The sequence below is a fragment of the Spirosoma flavus genome (genome assembly GCF_054778555.1).
Map to the genome: position 1 here is coordinate 150,107 of NZ_BAAGZL010000004.1, position 16,391 is coordinate 166,497.

Here is a 16,391-nt window from a genome sequence, read left to right on the forward strand (position 1 = left end):
GCAAGGCATAGCCTAACATTTTCTCTGTCTATATTACCGCATAATAAAACGCTCGACTTAATGATACGCCTTCGTCTCAGTTTGGATCGATTAAGGAGATGCACCATTAACAAGTACCCCCATTTTGAGTTACCTTTTTAACTAATCAATGCAAACGGATGAAGAATATGTCGATAACCTTTCTGCTGGCGGGGGCAGTATTGGGCCTGCTTTTAGTTGTCACGGTAGAACAGGCTCGTACCAACCTGAACCGATCACTAAAGGCTAAGTAATTGAGCAGAACAAGATAGGGGAGGAGCGCCACTGCGACGCCGAGTAGGCAATTCCTCACTTGACTAATGAGAAGCGGAACGTACTGTAAACAGGAGCGAAAGAGAATTACAAAGGATGGTTATCGCCTATCCTGAGTCAGTACGCGAGCGCAGCCAAAGTTTTGTACTACCCTACCAAAGGGTGCTCGAGGCTGTTGAAAGGGTTTTACGGACAGACGGCCAGCACAGCCAACATGAGTAAAGTAGGGATTTAACAAATTGGCTCGGTGATGGGCCGAGTTTAGCCATTGCTGTACTGCATACCGAGCATACTGCGCATAGCTGAAGGGCTTGTAAAGTGCCTGGCTCTCCGCATCCAGATACTCATATCGTTTACTGCGTGAGTTGAAGCGTACACCATACCACTCTGCCGTGTTAATCGTTTGATACTGACCAATATTTTCGGCTATTTGATAAAAGTGTTTAGTATGGTTCTCAATCCGTTTCAGTGGATTTATAGCCGCAAGTTGATATAAGTTTTGGTGCCCGTAAAAATCATAGCGAATCATGGATTGAGCATGGTGGCGAGCGGCTTTGTCTAAGCTTGGATCATAGTTAAAAATGGGAAGTTTAAAAGCTCGACGGGCTTCATTGGTGGCTTGAAACAGTGCCGCATCCAGTAAGAGTGTATCTGGCTGGTCGAGGTCAATAAGTTGGTGGCAATTGGGCAGGGCAAAAAAGGCAGCATCCTGGAGCTGGTAAAGCTCAGGCGTGTTCCTGCTGTCTGTAAACCATTGTCCAGCCAGAATAACCATCCACCAGTACATAGCCTTCTAAATAAGCGAACTTTTTGCTCTTATAAGTATTCATTGACAGGCGTTTACTCACCTGTTGGCTCCTCAATGGGATAGATACTTGGTTGGGATTTTTGTGTAGAGTACGGATCAACTACATAAACCTTCCTTCGTCTCACATAGGAGCGTTTTCATGAGATTATGCAACTAATTTCGACAGCCATTCAACATAAATATTAATTAGAAGCACGATGGCCTCAATAATTGACGGTGGTTCGGAACAAATTAATTTATACAGGCGTGACCACCCATTCCAGTGGGACAATCGTGCCTGTGTATTCATTGACCGACTCGTCAGGTCATGTCCTTTTGGATGCAGCCTGATTAATAGAAACTACATAACAACTAGCTTATGCCTATTCGGTAAATCGGTTGGGGTGCAGGCACACCTTCCAATAGTTGATAATGGCTTCTAGCTGCTGTTCCATCTGTTGAATACTGGGTAGTTTCTCGAAAAAACCCTGAATAGTTAGTTGATAGGCTTCATCCACCAAGTGCTTATCCACTGGATGCGTAAAGAAAATAAAGGGAACTGCTCTCCGCTTGAGCTGCGGATCATTTTCCAACTGGCGTCGTAGTTCCAGCCCATTGACAATCTGCATACTCACTTCGGAGATGATAATAAAAGAAGGTTGATTGGTTGTCCTGAAGTAATCGATGGCTTGCTGACCATTGTCAAAGAAGATAACCTGATTATTGGGGGCTAAACGTTCCAGAATGGGTTTGAACAAGATTCGATCATCTTCGTCGTCGTCAATAAAGATGATGGGGCCAGGGGTATCTTCCACGCGTTTGTTAGTAGATAAGTGAGTGTATTTGGTCCAAACTAATCAGCTATGAAAAATGATTTAAATTTTTATTAAACAAACGGTCAGACTAGCTAGCAGACTATAAATTATAACTATTTCTTCCAAACTGCGTAAAACAATATCGTGATGATTGAAAAGGGAATACTTTATAAAACGCCCCATTTTTGGAGTAGACACATGAACGCTCGTTCGTCTCAAGTGGGCGCATTTTATGAGAATGAACCTAGTCGGAATTTTTAATTTCTGACAACTTTACTTAGTAACATACGCCTGACTGTTATACACTCAATTATTGTACTATACACCCTCACACTGACTGTAGACAGTTTGCTGAAAGCGGGATTTAACGTTCAAGCCCTCATCGACCAGCACTCTGCCTATAACAAGCCATAAACGTTGATAGCTGTACGTGACTTTGCGTATCTACTTCCAAGACCACGATAAAAATAGTAGAAATAGTGCCGGAGCGTAGAACGTCGCTTAGGGTAGAAATTACGACCATACTATGGCTTTTCGGCTTCTCGGGTATACTCAGGCCAAAAATGATCGGTTCGTTAGAAATAGCGTTTTCGGGGTCCATACAGTGCGATTGTAAGTAATGTAACACGTTCCATTAACCATCTCCAGACGATCTCACTCTATGATCGTTTTTTCACCGTTCTTTATACTGGCAACTGACAAATAGGCTATAAGTAAAGCCCAAAGGTTGGATTTATACAACTGGCATGCAAGATTTGGTACCCGGGAAATAACTTACTTAGTATTACAAAGGAGGATGTTGTGAGATGAACCATTTGCAATGGAATTGAACCGTTTGTGTATCTTGTATAACAAGGTACACGGTAATACACCTTATTGCGGTGCTAAATCGTCTAACGAACTAGTGAGGGATTAATTAAACAACAAACAAACCAATCGATCGAAGAAAAGCTGATGAGCCCATTTCGTAACTTATATACCCTGATCCTTTTTGCCTGCTCACTGAATGCATTCGGCCAATCGAAGGCCCACAAGCTCGATGAATTAATGCAGGCTTATCGCAACGTCAATGAATTTAACGGATCTGTTCTGGTGAGTCGTCAGGGGAAGATCCTACTCAAAAAAGGCTATGGCTTTAGAGACCGTAAATTGAACGCAACCAACGAGTCCCAAACCATCTTCCAAGTTGCTTCAATCACCAAAACATTGACCGCAACGCTGGTTTTGAAATTGGTCGAACTCAAAAAATTAACCCTACAGGATAAGCTTAGTCAATTTTATCCCCAGTATCCGCATGGGGATAGTATCTCCGTCCAGGACCTGTTGGCCCATACCGCTGGGATCTATAATTATACCCAAGATCGGGAGTTTATGTTCCAGCAAGCCAGCAAGCCTGCCACCGAAGCTAAAATGCTGGCCCTATTCCAGAATAAGCCCTTGGACTTTTCGCCTGGAACGGATTGGAATTACAGTAATTCTGGCTATTCGCTGCTGGGCTATATTATCCAGAAGGCCACCCAGATGAGCTATCAACAAGCGCTCAGTAAGTATGTATTGAAACCCTTACAAATGACACATAGTGGTTTTGATTTTAGCCAGGTAAACCCCGACAAGCGGGCCACCGGTTATTACGCCCAAACGGGTAAAGAGTACACTCAGCAAGCCCCGATTGTCGATTCATCCGTCTCTTTTTCGGCCGGTTCGCTCTATTCTACGGTTGAGGATCTCTACCGATTTCATCAAGGCTTACAGCGTCATCAGATCATCGGTGCTCACTTACAAACGGAAGCCCATCGGCCTATTCGCCATCAATACGGCTTGGGCTGGATGATCGATACGGTATATGGGCAGCGGGTTGTTAGTCATAGCGGAGGTATTTTCGGTTTCCGGAGTAACATCGCTCGCCTGCCAGCCGATGATGTGTGTATCATTTTGCTGGCCAATATTGAGACGCCCGCGCTCGCTGAATTGACAAAGGGCTTGCTGGCCGTCCTCTATGAGCAGCCCTATGAGCTACCTGTTCAGAAACGATCGATTACCCTGCCGGAATCAATCTTGATGTCTTATAAAGGAACCTACGAAATAAGTGAACCACATCTGGTCATCCAGGTGAAAGTGGAAGATGGTCAATTAATAGCCTACCCTGCTAACGGGCCTCGATCGGTGCTGGTAGCGGAAGATGAGACTCATTTTTTTGATCAGCTACAGGAAAGCATCCGTATCTGGTTTGAAAAGGATTCATCTGGACGTGTGGATCGGATGCTGATTAAAATGAATGGGAATACGCGTACAGGGAAGCGAAAAAGTGATTAAAATTTAAAACGATATCTCATGAAATATCCCTTTTTCAAAGACAGTTATAAGGTCCACTCATAACTATAGAAGATCTTGCTAGGGTGGTCTTAAATTGTCATCTCGCGAATCAACGTCTCAAATTCGAACATGGATTGAGTTTGTAAAACGCTTTACTGAACAAATGTTGTTGCGGCTGATCAGTCAAACGCATATTGGCTAGTCATCAGCAGGTGATCATTCAACTGAGGACTGATATCTATAATACACTGGCTGGGCGCAAGTTATCGACAGCAGTCATGTCGGCAAAGAATGAATGGCCACTACCTGGTGAACTTTATAAACTGGCCAGTCTGGAGCTGGTTTACCCTGAACATAGACCCGTCAGAACGCCGGTCCGAAAACCGACGATTGATACGATGAGCACAGACAACCGGCAGGCCATAATTCACCGAGCGTTTGCTGTCTATCCATACCAGATGTATGCCAGCTGAGAGCTAATCTGATCGAAGCCGCTGAATACGTTGGTGTAGCCATGGCAAAAACACGCGCTGAAATATTCTATTCGATACCCCCATGTTGCAACTCGGCTGTCTGATCAAATGGGTGGAGTCTGGTCAGCGATTCGAATGCTAGCAACCTGATGTTGACTGGCTGTACGAACTAACCTAATCCGATACCTAGTGCAATGATACATCAATCACCACTTATCGCCCGCAAATACTGATCACACTGATATTTCTAAAACTCAGAAGTGATATTCTGAGTTATTATCTAATTGGCGACTCGGGTTACTAAAGACGCTTGATAGCCTCCTTCTAGGGCTTCTGATTTTCTCCGCTATAAATCCAGCTTGGCACGATTTTGTGTACCTTTCAGGTTAAAAACTAGTGGAATGCGCCTTCTTTGTCTGGTATTCACTTTGCTGCCTTTCTCGATCTTCGCCCAGTCTAAGGGATGGCAGGAAATTACTATATCTGAGGGCCTATCACAGGGCATGATCTATGATCTTAAACAAGATCAAAACGGGTTTATCTGGGCAGCCACCAAAGACGGATTAAATCGCTACGACGGTTATAATTTTACGGTTTTCACCCACGACGCTTATAATAAATACAGCCTGTCGTCTAATGCCTGTTCAACGATACTGGTCGATCATCGGGGGCGTTTGTGGGTAGGAACGCTCACGAATGGTCTGAACCTATTCGACGACCGAACGCAGCGGTTTTATTATATCGATATGAGTGATCCAGCATCGCCCGATGCCGGTAATTTCGAAATTGTCTCACTCCATGAAGATCCTGAAGGCAACATCTGGGTAGGAACCAGTCAGAATAAACTCGTCAAAATCACCCTGTCCGAATCGCTTAAAACCGGTTTCCCTGCTCAGGCTAATGCCACCGGGCAGGTTCGATTCAGCCGGTTCTCATTTCCGTTATTTGGCGCCGACAATCGAGATTCCCCTACGCATATTGTCTTTCATGCCGATGGACAAGCGATGGTGAGTGCCGCCAGAGGATTGTTTACGATCAACTGGCAGCATCCCGAAGGCGTTACGCAAATTCCTCAATTTGGAAGTATGGCCTCCATGGTCCAGGTCACGCCGAAAAAAAACCGATCCGATTACTGGTTTGGGTTCATCGCCAATAAGCTCTTTGGCTGGCAGAAGACCAAACGCAAGATTATCCGGTTGCCACCCATCAAAAACTACAATGTGTATCTGGTTGCGATGAACGACCATACAATAGCCGTGGCGACGCCCGATTTCTTGTGGCTCATGTCGCCTGAGCAGCTCTATGCCCAGGATAGCTTGTCGGCTCGTAATGCATTTGCCGTTATGCCCCCGAATGTATTTGCGGTGTCCAAACTGCTCATCGATAAGACCGGTAATATCTGGGTGGGTACGGGTGGGTATGGTCTACGACGATTCAGTCCACGTATCAAGCAATTTAAGACGTACCTCCCAGGTGCTTCACTTGCGTATCTATTTCAGGATAGACAGGGGCAAATCTATGTTCGGGATCAGTTCGACTACAGGCAGTTAGTTCAGTCCGATAATCGTCGGATAAAGATCCCTTTTCGGGATAATACCAGCAGTATCCTGTACGAGCAGTCAAAGTATTTAATGCAGGACCGGCAAGGTTTTTTCTGGGCATCCGTAAATAGTACCCAACCCGTTGCTACTACTCATCAGTTCGTTAAGTTTTCGGAGAATTGGCAACGGCTGAAAACGTATTTGATGCCGTCCGGAACCGCTTTTGGTCGGTATGGCAACCAAACCCGGGAAGACAAAGCGGGGCGTCTCTGGATCGGGGCAATGAATGGAAAACTCCTTCGATTTGACCCGACCACTGAACTTTTCACTGTATTTTCTTACCAGCATCTATTGCCCAGGCAGGCCGCAGAAGTTGAAACGTACTCTCTGTATTTCGATGGCAGCGGTACGTGCTGGATTGGTACGCAGAGTGGCCTTGTTCGGGTTGATCATCCAGAAACAAAGCCCGCTTTTTCGATCTACAAAAATGATGTTTCCAGGCGTGAAAGTCTGAGCAACGATTTTGTATCGAGTACCATCGACGACCCTGATCAGCCGGAAAAATACCTCTGGGTGAGCACGAAAGGAGGAGGCTTGGACCGGCTCGATAAACAAACGGGTCAGTTTCTGCACTTTACCGAAGCGCAGGGCTTGCCCAATAAAGTGGTGTATGGTATCCTGACAGACGAGTTTAAAAATCTTTGGATGAGCACCAACCGGGGAATGGCTCAGTTTAACCCCCGAACGCTCAAGTTTCGGAATTATACGAAAACCGACGGGCTTCAGGACGATGAATTCAATACGGGTTCGTTTCTGAAAACGGCATCTGGCGAACTACTTTTTGGGGGTGTAAACGGACTAACGGCCTTTCAGCCCAAGAACATAGCAACTACTACGTCCGGTTCGACACCCCCGGTTCATATTATTGGTCTGAAAATCAATAACGAAGCTGTAGTTGTGGGCGCTCCCGATGGTATTTTGCCGGTCAGTATCGAACAGACAAAACGACTCGATTTGTCGCATACCCAAAACTTACTGACACTCGAATACGCTCTCATGGATTACACCAATTCGACCAAAAATCAGTTTCGCTACCGGCTGAATGGCATTGATCAGGATTGGGTAGAGGCTGGTACTAACCGATTTGCCAACTATGCGCAACTGCCCAGTGGTACGTATACGTTTGAGCTGGAAGGATCGACCAATGGCGATGTTTGGAGTAAATCCGTTCCGTTGACCATTCGCATTCATCCACCGTTTTACCGCAGCTGGTGGGCTTATTTGCTGTATGTCTGTATCGTGCTGTTCATTATTTGGCAGTTGTATAAATTCCAGAAGCAACGGTGGATGCTGCAACAGCAGGTAGCTTTTGAGCACAAAGAGGCTAGTCGACTAGCCGAGCTTGATACGTTGAAAACGCAGTTTTTTACGAATATTTCCCACGAATTTCGTACCCCGCTGACGTTGATTCTGGGCCCACTGACGGATTTGAAACAACGGTTTCGAACCGAAAAAGTCGTTACGTTGACCGAGCCAGTCGTTACGTTGATGGAGCAAAACAGCAATCGCCTGCTGAGCCTGATCAATCAGCTCCTCGACTTGAGTAAACTGGAAGCCAACCAGCTCAAAGCCGAACCTCAACCGGGAGATATTGCTACGTTCTTCCGCACGCTGGCAAGCTCGTTTAGTTCGCTGGCCGAAAGCCGACAGATCAAGTTTTCGTTTTCGCAACCCTATAGCCATTTGCAGGCTAACTTTGATCGCGATAAGATCGAAAAAATAGTTACCAACTTGCTGTCAAACGCCTTTAAGTTCACGCCTGGGGGCAAGCAGGTTCAGCTACGTATCAATTACCCATCTTCGGGCGCTACTGGTGAGTTAGTCATTACGGTAGAAGATACGGGCATTGGCATTGCCGCGGCTAACCTGGCGAACGTATTTGAGCGTTTCTACCAGGTTGATAGTAAAGCGAACCGGATGTATGAAGGCACAGGGATTGGGCTGTCGCTGGTCAATGAGCTGGTGAAAGTACTGGGCGGTACTATTATGGTTTCTAGTACAGAAGGCGTTGGCACGACGTTTACCGTTCGCTTGCCGTTGGTCAGTCTCGATCAGCCGATACGTAGTGATAGCTCCGAATTACCTGAGCCGGTTAAACGTAGCACTACGTCTCTGGCAGACCTGAGTGATACGTCTTCACCGGCTCCTGTAACGGATAACGTACTGCTGATCATCGACGATAACGCTGATATTCGGGCTTATGTACGTAGCGTTTTTGAATCGGACTATCACATTATTGAAGCCACCGATGGGCAGGACGGGCTGGAGAAAGCCACCGCCAGCCTACCTGACGTAATCATCTGCGATTTGATGATGCCCCGGCTCGATGGACTGGGTTTCTGTCGGCAGTTGAAAAGTCAGGAAACCACCAGTCACATTCCGGTCATCATGCTGACGGCGAAGGCAACGGTGGAAGATCGCATTGAAGGACTTGAGTTAGGCGCTGATGATTACCTGACTAAACCTTTCAACCAGGCCGAATTAAAAGTCCGTGTGCGGAACCTCATGCAGAAACAGGTCCGATTGCAGCAGTATTACAGTGGTAAAATGAACGTAGTGAGCAGCGTAGCCAATGAACCTGTTCACTCTGTAAAAGAAGAAGCGTTTTTACAGAAAACTCATACGGTGGTAATGGCCCAACTAGTCGACAGCGGCTTTGGCGTAGAAAATTTTAGCCAGTTGATGAATATGAGTCAGAGCCAGTTGGTGCGCAAACTGAAAGCACTGACCGGGCAGACGGCGGTGGAATACATACGTAGCATTCGACTAGAGCAGGCAGCCCAGCGATTGCGTCAGGGAGAAGGTGTATCAGAAGTGGCGTATGGAGTGGGCTTCGAAAGCTTGTCTTATTTCACGCGGGTTTTCCAGGAAAAATATGGCGTATTGCCTTCCGCCTACGAGTCGCTCACGTAGTCGGGTAGTGCGTGTCTTATAATGATTTTAATCCAGTCTGTATTACCCATAACCCCTTTGAGGGGGCTTGCGTTGAGCATTGTTAAGCAAAGAGCCTTCAGGAGGCTGGGGGGTAATACAGACTGGATTAAAAATAAGTTGTTAGTGTTTTTCTTTAAAAGAATGGTAACAAATAATGGCCAATTATTGGCCATTATTTGTTTTTATAAACCTAAAAACGGCAAAATGACGAAAATGAGCTAAAGAATGACGAAAGAGAGTTAACACGCGCTGGCTGAAATAGGGCAATTTTACCCCCATCAATATGATGGAATTATCAATTGACTTTGTCCTCTTCCAACGCTCTTTTTATCATGAAACAATCCGTTTACCTGCTCATCATTGCCGTCTTTTTGAATGCCTGTTCCAAAAGTGATTCCGTCAATCAGCCCCAGCGTGTGTATGGTCCATCGTTGAAGATGGGCAATGGCACGGCCAAAGCCTGGCTCATGCCCGACGCTCAGGGCAACCCGGCCTCCATCGGTTTTACGCTGAGCAAAGGCGCATTTGAGAACTTACCCGCTACGTTGCCCGAAACAGACTTCATGCTGGCCCTGCCCGACGAAGCTACCAGCAAAACGCCTTACAAACACGTCATGATCAACTGGAATCCGCAGGGTCATGAACCGGCGGGTATTTACACAGTGCCTCACTTCGATTTTCACTTTTACATGCAGCCGATGAATGAGGTAATGGCGATCCCCGTGTATAGCGCTACCACCGCGGCCAAGTTCGATAAAGTACCCGCTTCGGCGTACCTTCCGACTGATTTTGTTAAAGGACCAGGTGGTGTGCCGATGATGGGCGCTCACTGGTCGGATATGACCAGCCCGGAGTTTAAAGGAAGCCCCTTTACCGAGACGTTTGTCTATGGCAGTTACGACGGACACGTTACGTTCTGGGAGCAGATGGTAGCGATGAGTTACCTAAAAACCAACCCCACGTTCGACAAAGCCATTAAACTACCGGCCCAGTACGAAACGCCCGGCTACTACCCCACGCGCTATAGCATACGTACCAATGCCGATGGCAGTCAGGACGTAGCACTCGACGGATTCACCAAACGATAACCGCTTTCCGCTTCACATACCATTCCGCTTTTTCCCGCTCAATTGATCCGGGGTCGAGACGCGCTGTCCCCAATAAATCCTGCGTGAACCTTTAGTCTTTACCTGTTATGAATAAATCGCTACCGCATGCTTCGGTTACTGTCTGGTTACGGCTGGTTCTGCTGCTGATAATACTGCCGTGTCTGAGTCTGAACGCACAGGCACAGACCATTCGCTACGTTAAACCGTCGGTTTCCGGCACCGGCGACGGTACGTCCTGGGCCAATGCTTCTGGTGATTTACAGGCTATGATTACCGCCAGTACGTCGGACAATCAGGTCTGGGTGGCGGCTGGTACGTATATACCGACTTCGACGACTGGTCCCGACAGCCGTACTATAAGTTTCTCGATGAAAAGCGACGTAGCGATTTACGGCGGCTTTGCCGGAACGGAAACTACGCTGAATCAACGTAACACGACTGCTAATCCAACGATTCTCTCCGGCGAAATTGGTGCTCCGAACAGCACCACCGACAATAGCTACCACGTAATTAGCAACACGGCGGTAACAGGTACGGCAATTCTGGATGGTTTCACGATCAGGGGGGGCAATGCGAACGGCAGCGGTACCAATCAACGGATTGGGGGCGGTATGCTGAATACGGCTAGCAGCCCGCAAATTTCCAACTGCTTTTTTATCAGCAATATAGCAAGTGATGGCGGAGCGATGTATTCCCAGAGTAACAGCAATCCGTCTATTCTTAACTGCGCGTTTTTGAACAACACCGCCAGCTCCTTCGGTGGAGGGCTCTACGTCAATAGTAGTAGTCCAACGTTGACGAACTGCTCGTTTCAGGGCAATACTGGATTTGGCGGAGCTATTTATAGAAGTTCGGGCAGTGTTACGTTAATGAACTGTGTGCTATTTGGCAATGGAAGTACTGCCCTTTTTATTGCCGGTACTTTATCTGCCAACTACTGCCTGGCCGACCCCACAACAGCGGGAAATTTTACGGGTACGGGTAACCTCTCAACAATTATTTCACCGTTTGCCAGTACCAGTAGTGTTGCGCTCAACAATTGTGCTGTCGCTATCAACGCTGGTAATCCGGCTTACACTACGTCAACAGTAGGTACTACCGATCTGGCTGGTAATCCCCGCATCTTTGGCAACGTAGTAGACATGGGGGCCGTGGAGTATCAGGCGGCAGGAAGTGGGTTTACCGTTACGTTGACAGCTAGCCCCAGCACAACGCTTACCTGTAACCAGACCAGTCTGACACTCACGGCTGGGGGGAGTGCCGGAGCGCCCTTCTCCTACACATTTGCGCGCTCGGGCGGAGGGGGCATTCTCAGCCAGAACGCATCGACGGGCGTGGCTGAGGTCAACCTGGCCGGCACCTATTCGGTTACAGCTACCAATTCGCAGGGGTGTATTAATGGGCAGACTACGACCATTACCAGCGCAACCCAGATTTCAGTTAGTAATCCGGCGACGAACACTGCTATAGTTGGCTACAATTTTAGTCAGACATTCAACGCATCGGGTACTGTAAGGCCTTACAGTTTTAGTCTGGCCAGTGGCAACCTACCGTCTGGCCTGACGCTAGCAACGACCGGTGTACTATCAGGTACGCCCACGCAGAACGGCAGTTTCTCCGTAACAGTACGGGCCAATGATACGAATGGCTGCACGGCTGTCGCGCCAACCTACGTACTGACGGTTGCGCCACCTCCTCCACCGATCCGGTACGTAAAGATGGGGGGAACGGGCGACGGAACCAGTTGGGCCAATGCCTCAGGCGATCTTCAGTCGCAGATCAACATACTAGGTGCGCAGCAGGTTTGGGTAGCCGCCGGTACGTATAAACCGACCAGTACTACGGCACGTACCATTAGTTTTTCGATGAAGAATGGCGTGGCGATTTACGGGGGCTTTCCCGCTACGGGCGTACCAGCCATGACCGACCGGAATCCGGGCAGCTTTACTACCCTCCTCTCTGGGGAAATTGGCGATCCAACCAGCACGACCGATAACAGCTATGCAGTTATCAGCAATTCCGACGTCAATACTACGGCTATACTGGATGGCTTTACGATTACAGGCGGGCGTGGCAATAGTGTAAGTTTTCCCTACTATTATGGCGGGGGAATGTACAACAGCAGAAGCAGTCCAACTGTGTACAACTGCCTGTTTATCGACAATAGTGCGACGAATGGAGGAGCGGTATACACTGGAGGTGCCTCTACTCCATCATTTATCAATTGCGCCTTTCTTAACAACACCGCCAGCAGCCAGGGTGGGGCTATCTACTCAAGCAGCAATACGCTGACACTGACGAATTGTTCATTTCAGAGTAATTCGGCGGTTACCGGTGGGGTTATTTATTATATCGGCGGTAATAATGCCTGTCTGTTAACGAATTGCGTCGTATTTGGGAATGGAAATAATGCCTTCTCCGGTAGTACCATTCAGGCTCGATACAGCCTGTTTGAAGCCACTATAACCGGCTACACCAGCCTGACGGGCAATCTAACCACCACGACTAATCCTTTTGTCAGCCCCAGTAGCTTTGCTTTAGTGAATTGCTCGCCGGCTATCAACGCGGGTGACCCTGCTACTACGTCGGCAACGGTAGGTATTACCGATCTGGTCGGGAATCCTCGATTCTACGCGAATGGTCGGATTGATATGGGCGCCGTTGAAAATCAGATTGCGGGAAACGGGTTTTCAATCGCCATTACCGGTGCTCCCAGCACTACTCTTTCCTGCGCAGCACCTAGTCTGACACTCACGGCCGGGGGCAGTGCGGGGGCACCTTTCTCCTATACGTTTGCGCGCTCGGGCGGGGGGGGGATTCTGACGCAGAACGCCACAGCCGGAACGGCCGAAATTAATCTGGCCGGTGTATATTCGGTAATCGCTGTAAATGGGTTAGGCTGTACAAGCACACAGTCGACGACGATTGTCGATACGTTCCCAGTGGTCAGTAATCCATCGGTAACGACGGCTACGTTTGGGGTTCCGTTCAGCCAGACCTTCACGGTGTCGGCGGGTAGTGGCGTCAGTCCGTTTAGTTTCAGCATCGTCGGGGGGAACGTACCGCCGGGCCTGAGCCTGTCGACTGCGGGTGTTTTGTCGGGTACGCCTATTCAGGGCGGTAGTTTTTCCATCGCTGTGCAGGCAGCGGACGCCAATAACTGCCAGTCGATTGTATCGATCTATACACTCCGAATTTATACTACGTCGCAGCCTATTCTGTTTGCCAGAGCAGGTGCCAATGGGGCAGGTTTCAGCTGGGCCGATGCGTCGGGCGATTTGCAAAGCCTGATTAATACGCCAACGGTGCAGCAAATCTGGGTGGCGGCTGGTACGTATAAGCCAACAACTGCAACTGGGCCCGATAGCCGAACCGTCAGTTTCTCCATGAAAAATGGCGTAACGATTTACGGTGGTTTTGCCGGAACCGAAACGACGCTCAGCCAGCGAAACCCGGCGAATAACCCAACGATTTTGTCGGGCGAAATCGGCGATCCGGCCAGCACCACTGATAACAGTTTTCATGTCATTTTTAATAACAACCTGGATAGGACGGCTGTACTGGATGGTTTCACCATCACGGGTGGTTATGCGAGCAGCGGTAATACGATACAGTCGGCAGGGGCTGGTATGGCTAATGTTGTCAGCAGCCCGACGATAAGCAATTGTTGGTTTACGGGTAATTACGCGCCACTTGGCGGGGGGGGGATATTTAGTGGGAACAACAGCAGTCCGCTCGTGACGAACTGCGCGTTTACGAGTAATACGGCCCTTTCGGGTGGAGGTGTCCGGTACGACAGCGCTCCTTCAGAGCTTATCAACTGTTCGTTTCAGGGAAATGTGGCCACAAGCTCGGGGGGGGCTATCTATAGCTTTGCTACTAGCCTGACGCTGACCAACTGTATCCTGTTCAACAACGGGGGCGCAACCGGTTTGGCCACTAATGGCGGAAGTGTGCGAGCTCGCTATTCGCTATTCGAAATCGGAATAACGGGCTATACGAGCCTTACCGGAAACGTTACCGCTTCTGTGTCGCCGTTTGTCAGCACCAGCAGTATTGCGCTGAATGCGTGCGCGCCAGCTATCAATGCGGGTTCGCCAGACAGTCAGACCGTTAGTAGTGCCCCCTATTCATCCACCGCTTTACCCGCCACGGATGTGGTCGGCAATCCCCGCATTTTTGGCAACGTAGTGGACATGGGAGCCGCCGAGTTTCAGACAACAGGCAATGGATTTGCCGTTACGTTATCGGCCAGCCCCAGTACTACCCTTACCTGCAAACAAACCAGCCTGACGCTGACCGCCGTGAGTAATGATGGTGCTCCGTTCTCCTACTCGCTCACCGGCGGAAACGTCGTTAGTCAGAGTCAGTCGGGGGGTACGGCCAGGGCCGTTATCAATACGCCTGGTACGTATACCGTGTCGGCAACCAACGCCCAGGGCTGTACCAATGCACAGACGATTTCCATCACCAGCAAAACGCTGATCGTGGTTTCTAACCCGACGGCCAACACGACTACGATCGGTGCTACGTTCAGTCAGACGTTTACGGCATCGGGCACCGTAAGTCCCTACAGTTTCAGTTTGGCGAGTGGCAGCCTGCCACCCGGCCTAAGCTTATCGGCAACCGGCATCCTGTCGGGTACGGCGACCCAGAGCGGCAGCTATTCACTGGCTGTGATGGCTGGCGATACCAATGGCTGCGTAGGTATGGGAGCAACCTACGTACTGACGGTGCCGGCTCCTCCGCCGACCCTCCGCTACGTTCGGGCGGGGGCAACGGGCGACGGAACCAGTTGGGCCAATGCCTCGGGCAATTTGCAGAGCCAGATCGATGCGGCCGGTGTTCAGGCGATTTGGGTATCCGCTGGTACGTATAAACCCACTAGTACCACGGCTCGCAACATCAGCTTCACGCTCAAAAGTGGAGTCGCAGTTTACGGGGGCTTTCCCGCTACCGGTACGCCCACTATGAACGACCGCAAACCGGGTAGTTTCACCACGATTCTCTCCGGAGAGATCGGCGATCCGACCAGTACCACCGACAATAGCAGCCGGGTCGTTTTTGGTACTGATCTATCCAGTTCGACCATTTTCGACGGCTTTGTCATTACTGGGGCCTACGGGGTTGGGCTGAGTATTTCAGCGAGTAGTCCGCAAATTCGGAACTGTGTCTTTATCGATAACACCGGCAACAATAGCATCCCTGGCTCCACTAGCCGGGGAGCAGGTATCTATAGCTACAATACATCGAACGTACCCTGTAGTCCCCTCATCATTAACTGCGCCTTTATCCGCAATACTGGCTCCTATACGGGCGGAGCTATCTATACGGGAAGTAGCGGAGCCAGTAATACGCCCGTGATTGTTAACTGCTCGTTCCTTAATAACGCAGCATCATATGGCGGGGCCATTGCTACCGAAAGTTTTCAGGAAGCATCCGCTCCACAGCTTACCAACTGCGTCTTTTTCGGAAATAATGCTTCTTCCGGGTACACTTTTTATAGCATTGCCTCCAGCGCAACACCGTCGGCCCGCTACTGCTTATTCGATGCATCGACAACGGGATACACGAGCGTGACGGGCAACATTACGACCACTACGTCGCCGTTTGCCAGCACCGGCAACGTAACCATCACGAATTGCTCGTTGGCCTTCAACGCCGGCGACCCGGCCAGTCAGACCGTAGCCAGCGGACCTTATTCAGCCTCGGCGTTGCCCGCTACCGATCTGGCCGGAAATCCACGTATCGTCGGGAATCGGGTCGATATAGGCGCGTACGAAGTTCAGGCGGCTGCGGGTGGTCTGGGCATTGTAAGCGTACAGAATGGCTCCTGGAACGATCCCGCTACGTGGTCCTGCAATCAGGTGCCGGGTGCGGGTAGCGTAGTGACTATTGCGCACCAGGTTACGGTGCCCGCCAGTACGGTCGTGAACTGCCAGCGTATTGGCTACGTAGCGCAGGGCCGATTAGCCATCGGTACCGGCGGAAAGCTCCGACTGGGGCAGTAAGCATGTGTTACGTTCCTGATGGCCCATCAGGAACGTAACACTACATCAATGATCGAT

The 16,391-nt window shown here is 49.3% G+C and carries 7 protein-coding genes; 5 read left to right on the forward strand and 2 right to left on the reverse strand.

Annotated features, from left to right (window positions below; all coding sequences use genetic code 11):
- Positions 1-391: 391 nt before the first annotated feature.
- Both ACYVF1_RS21165 and ACYVF1_RS21170 read right to left on the reverse strand, forming a co-directional pair.
- Positions 392-1,066: a CAP domain-containing protein gene (locus ACYVF1_RS21165; RefSeq protein WP_461082572.1), complete on the reverse strand. Its 675-nt coding sequence runs from the start codon at positions 1,064-1,066 to the stop codon at positions 392-394.
- A gap of 395 nt (positions 1,067-1,461) precedes the next feature.
- Positions 1,462-1,893 carry a response regulator gene (locus ACYVF1_RS21170; protein ID WP_461082574.1) on the reverse strand — a complete coding sequence of 144 codons (432 nt, stop codon included), beginning with the start codon at positions 1,891-1,893 and terminating at the stop codon, positions 1,462-1,464.
- Positions 1,894-2,847: 954 nt separating this feature from the next.
- On the opposite strand from ACYVF1_RS21170, the gene ACYVF1_RS21175 reads away from it, so the two are divergent.
- The 5 genes from ACYVF1_RS21175 (at position 2,848) to ACYVF1_RS21195 (ending at position 16,334) form a co-directional block, all read left to right on the forward strand.
- Positions 2,848-4,206 carry a serine hydrolase gene (locus tag ACYVF1_RS21175; protein WP_461082576.1) on the forward strand — a complete coding sequence of 453 codons (1,359 nt, stop codon included), beginning with the start codon at positions 2,848-2,850 and terminating at the stop codon, positions 4,204-4,206.
- 278 nt (positions 4,207-4,484) lie between these two features.
- Positions 4,485-4,679, forward strand: a complete 195-nt coding sequence (locus tag ACYVF1_RS21180; RefSeq protein ID WP_461082578.1) for a hypothetical protein — start codon at positions 4,485-4,487, stop codon at positions 4,677-4,679.
- 401 nt (positions 4,680-5,080) lie between these two features.
- The gene (locus ACYVF1_RS21185) at positions 5,081-9,193 is read left to right on the forward strand and encodes a hybrid sensor histidine kinase/response regulator transcription factor (RefSeq protein WP_461082580.1); all 4,113 of its coding nucleotides are present in this window, start codon (positions 5,081-5,083) and stop codon (positions 9,191-9,193) included.
- Between the two features lie 353 nt (positions 9,194-9,546).
- Positions 9,547-10,302, forward strand: a complete 756-nt coding sequence (locus ACYVF1_RS21190; RefSeq protein ID WP_461082582.1) for a DUF5602 domain-containing protein — start codon at positions 9,547-9,549, stop codon at positions 10,300-10,302.
- A gap of 107 nt (positions 10,303-10,409) precedes the next feature.
- Positions 10,410-16,334 (forward strand): choice-of-anchor Q domain-containing protein, encoded by a 5,925-nt coding sequence (locus tag ACYVF1_RS21195; protein WP_461082584.1) that lies wholly within the window; start codon positions 10,410-10,412, stop codon positions 16,332-16,334.
- Positions 16,335-16,391: the final 57 nt, after the last annotated feature.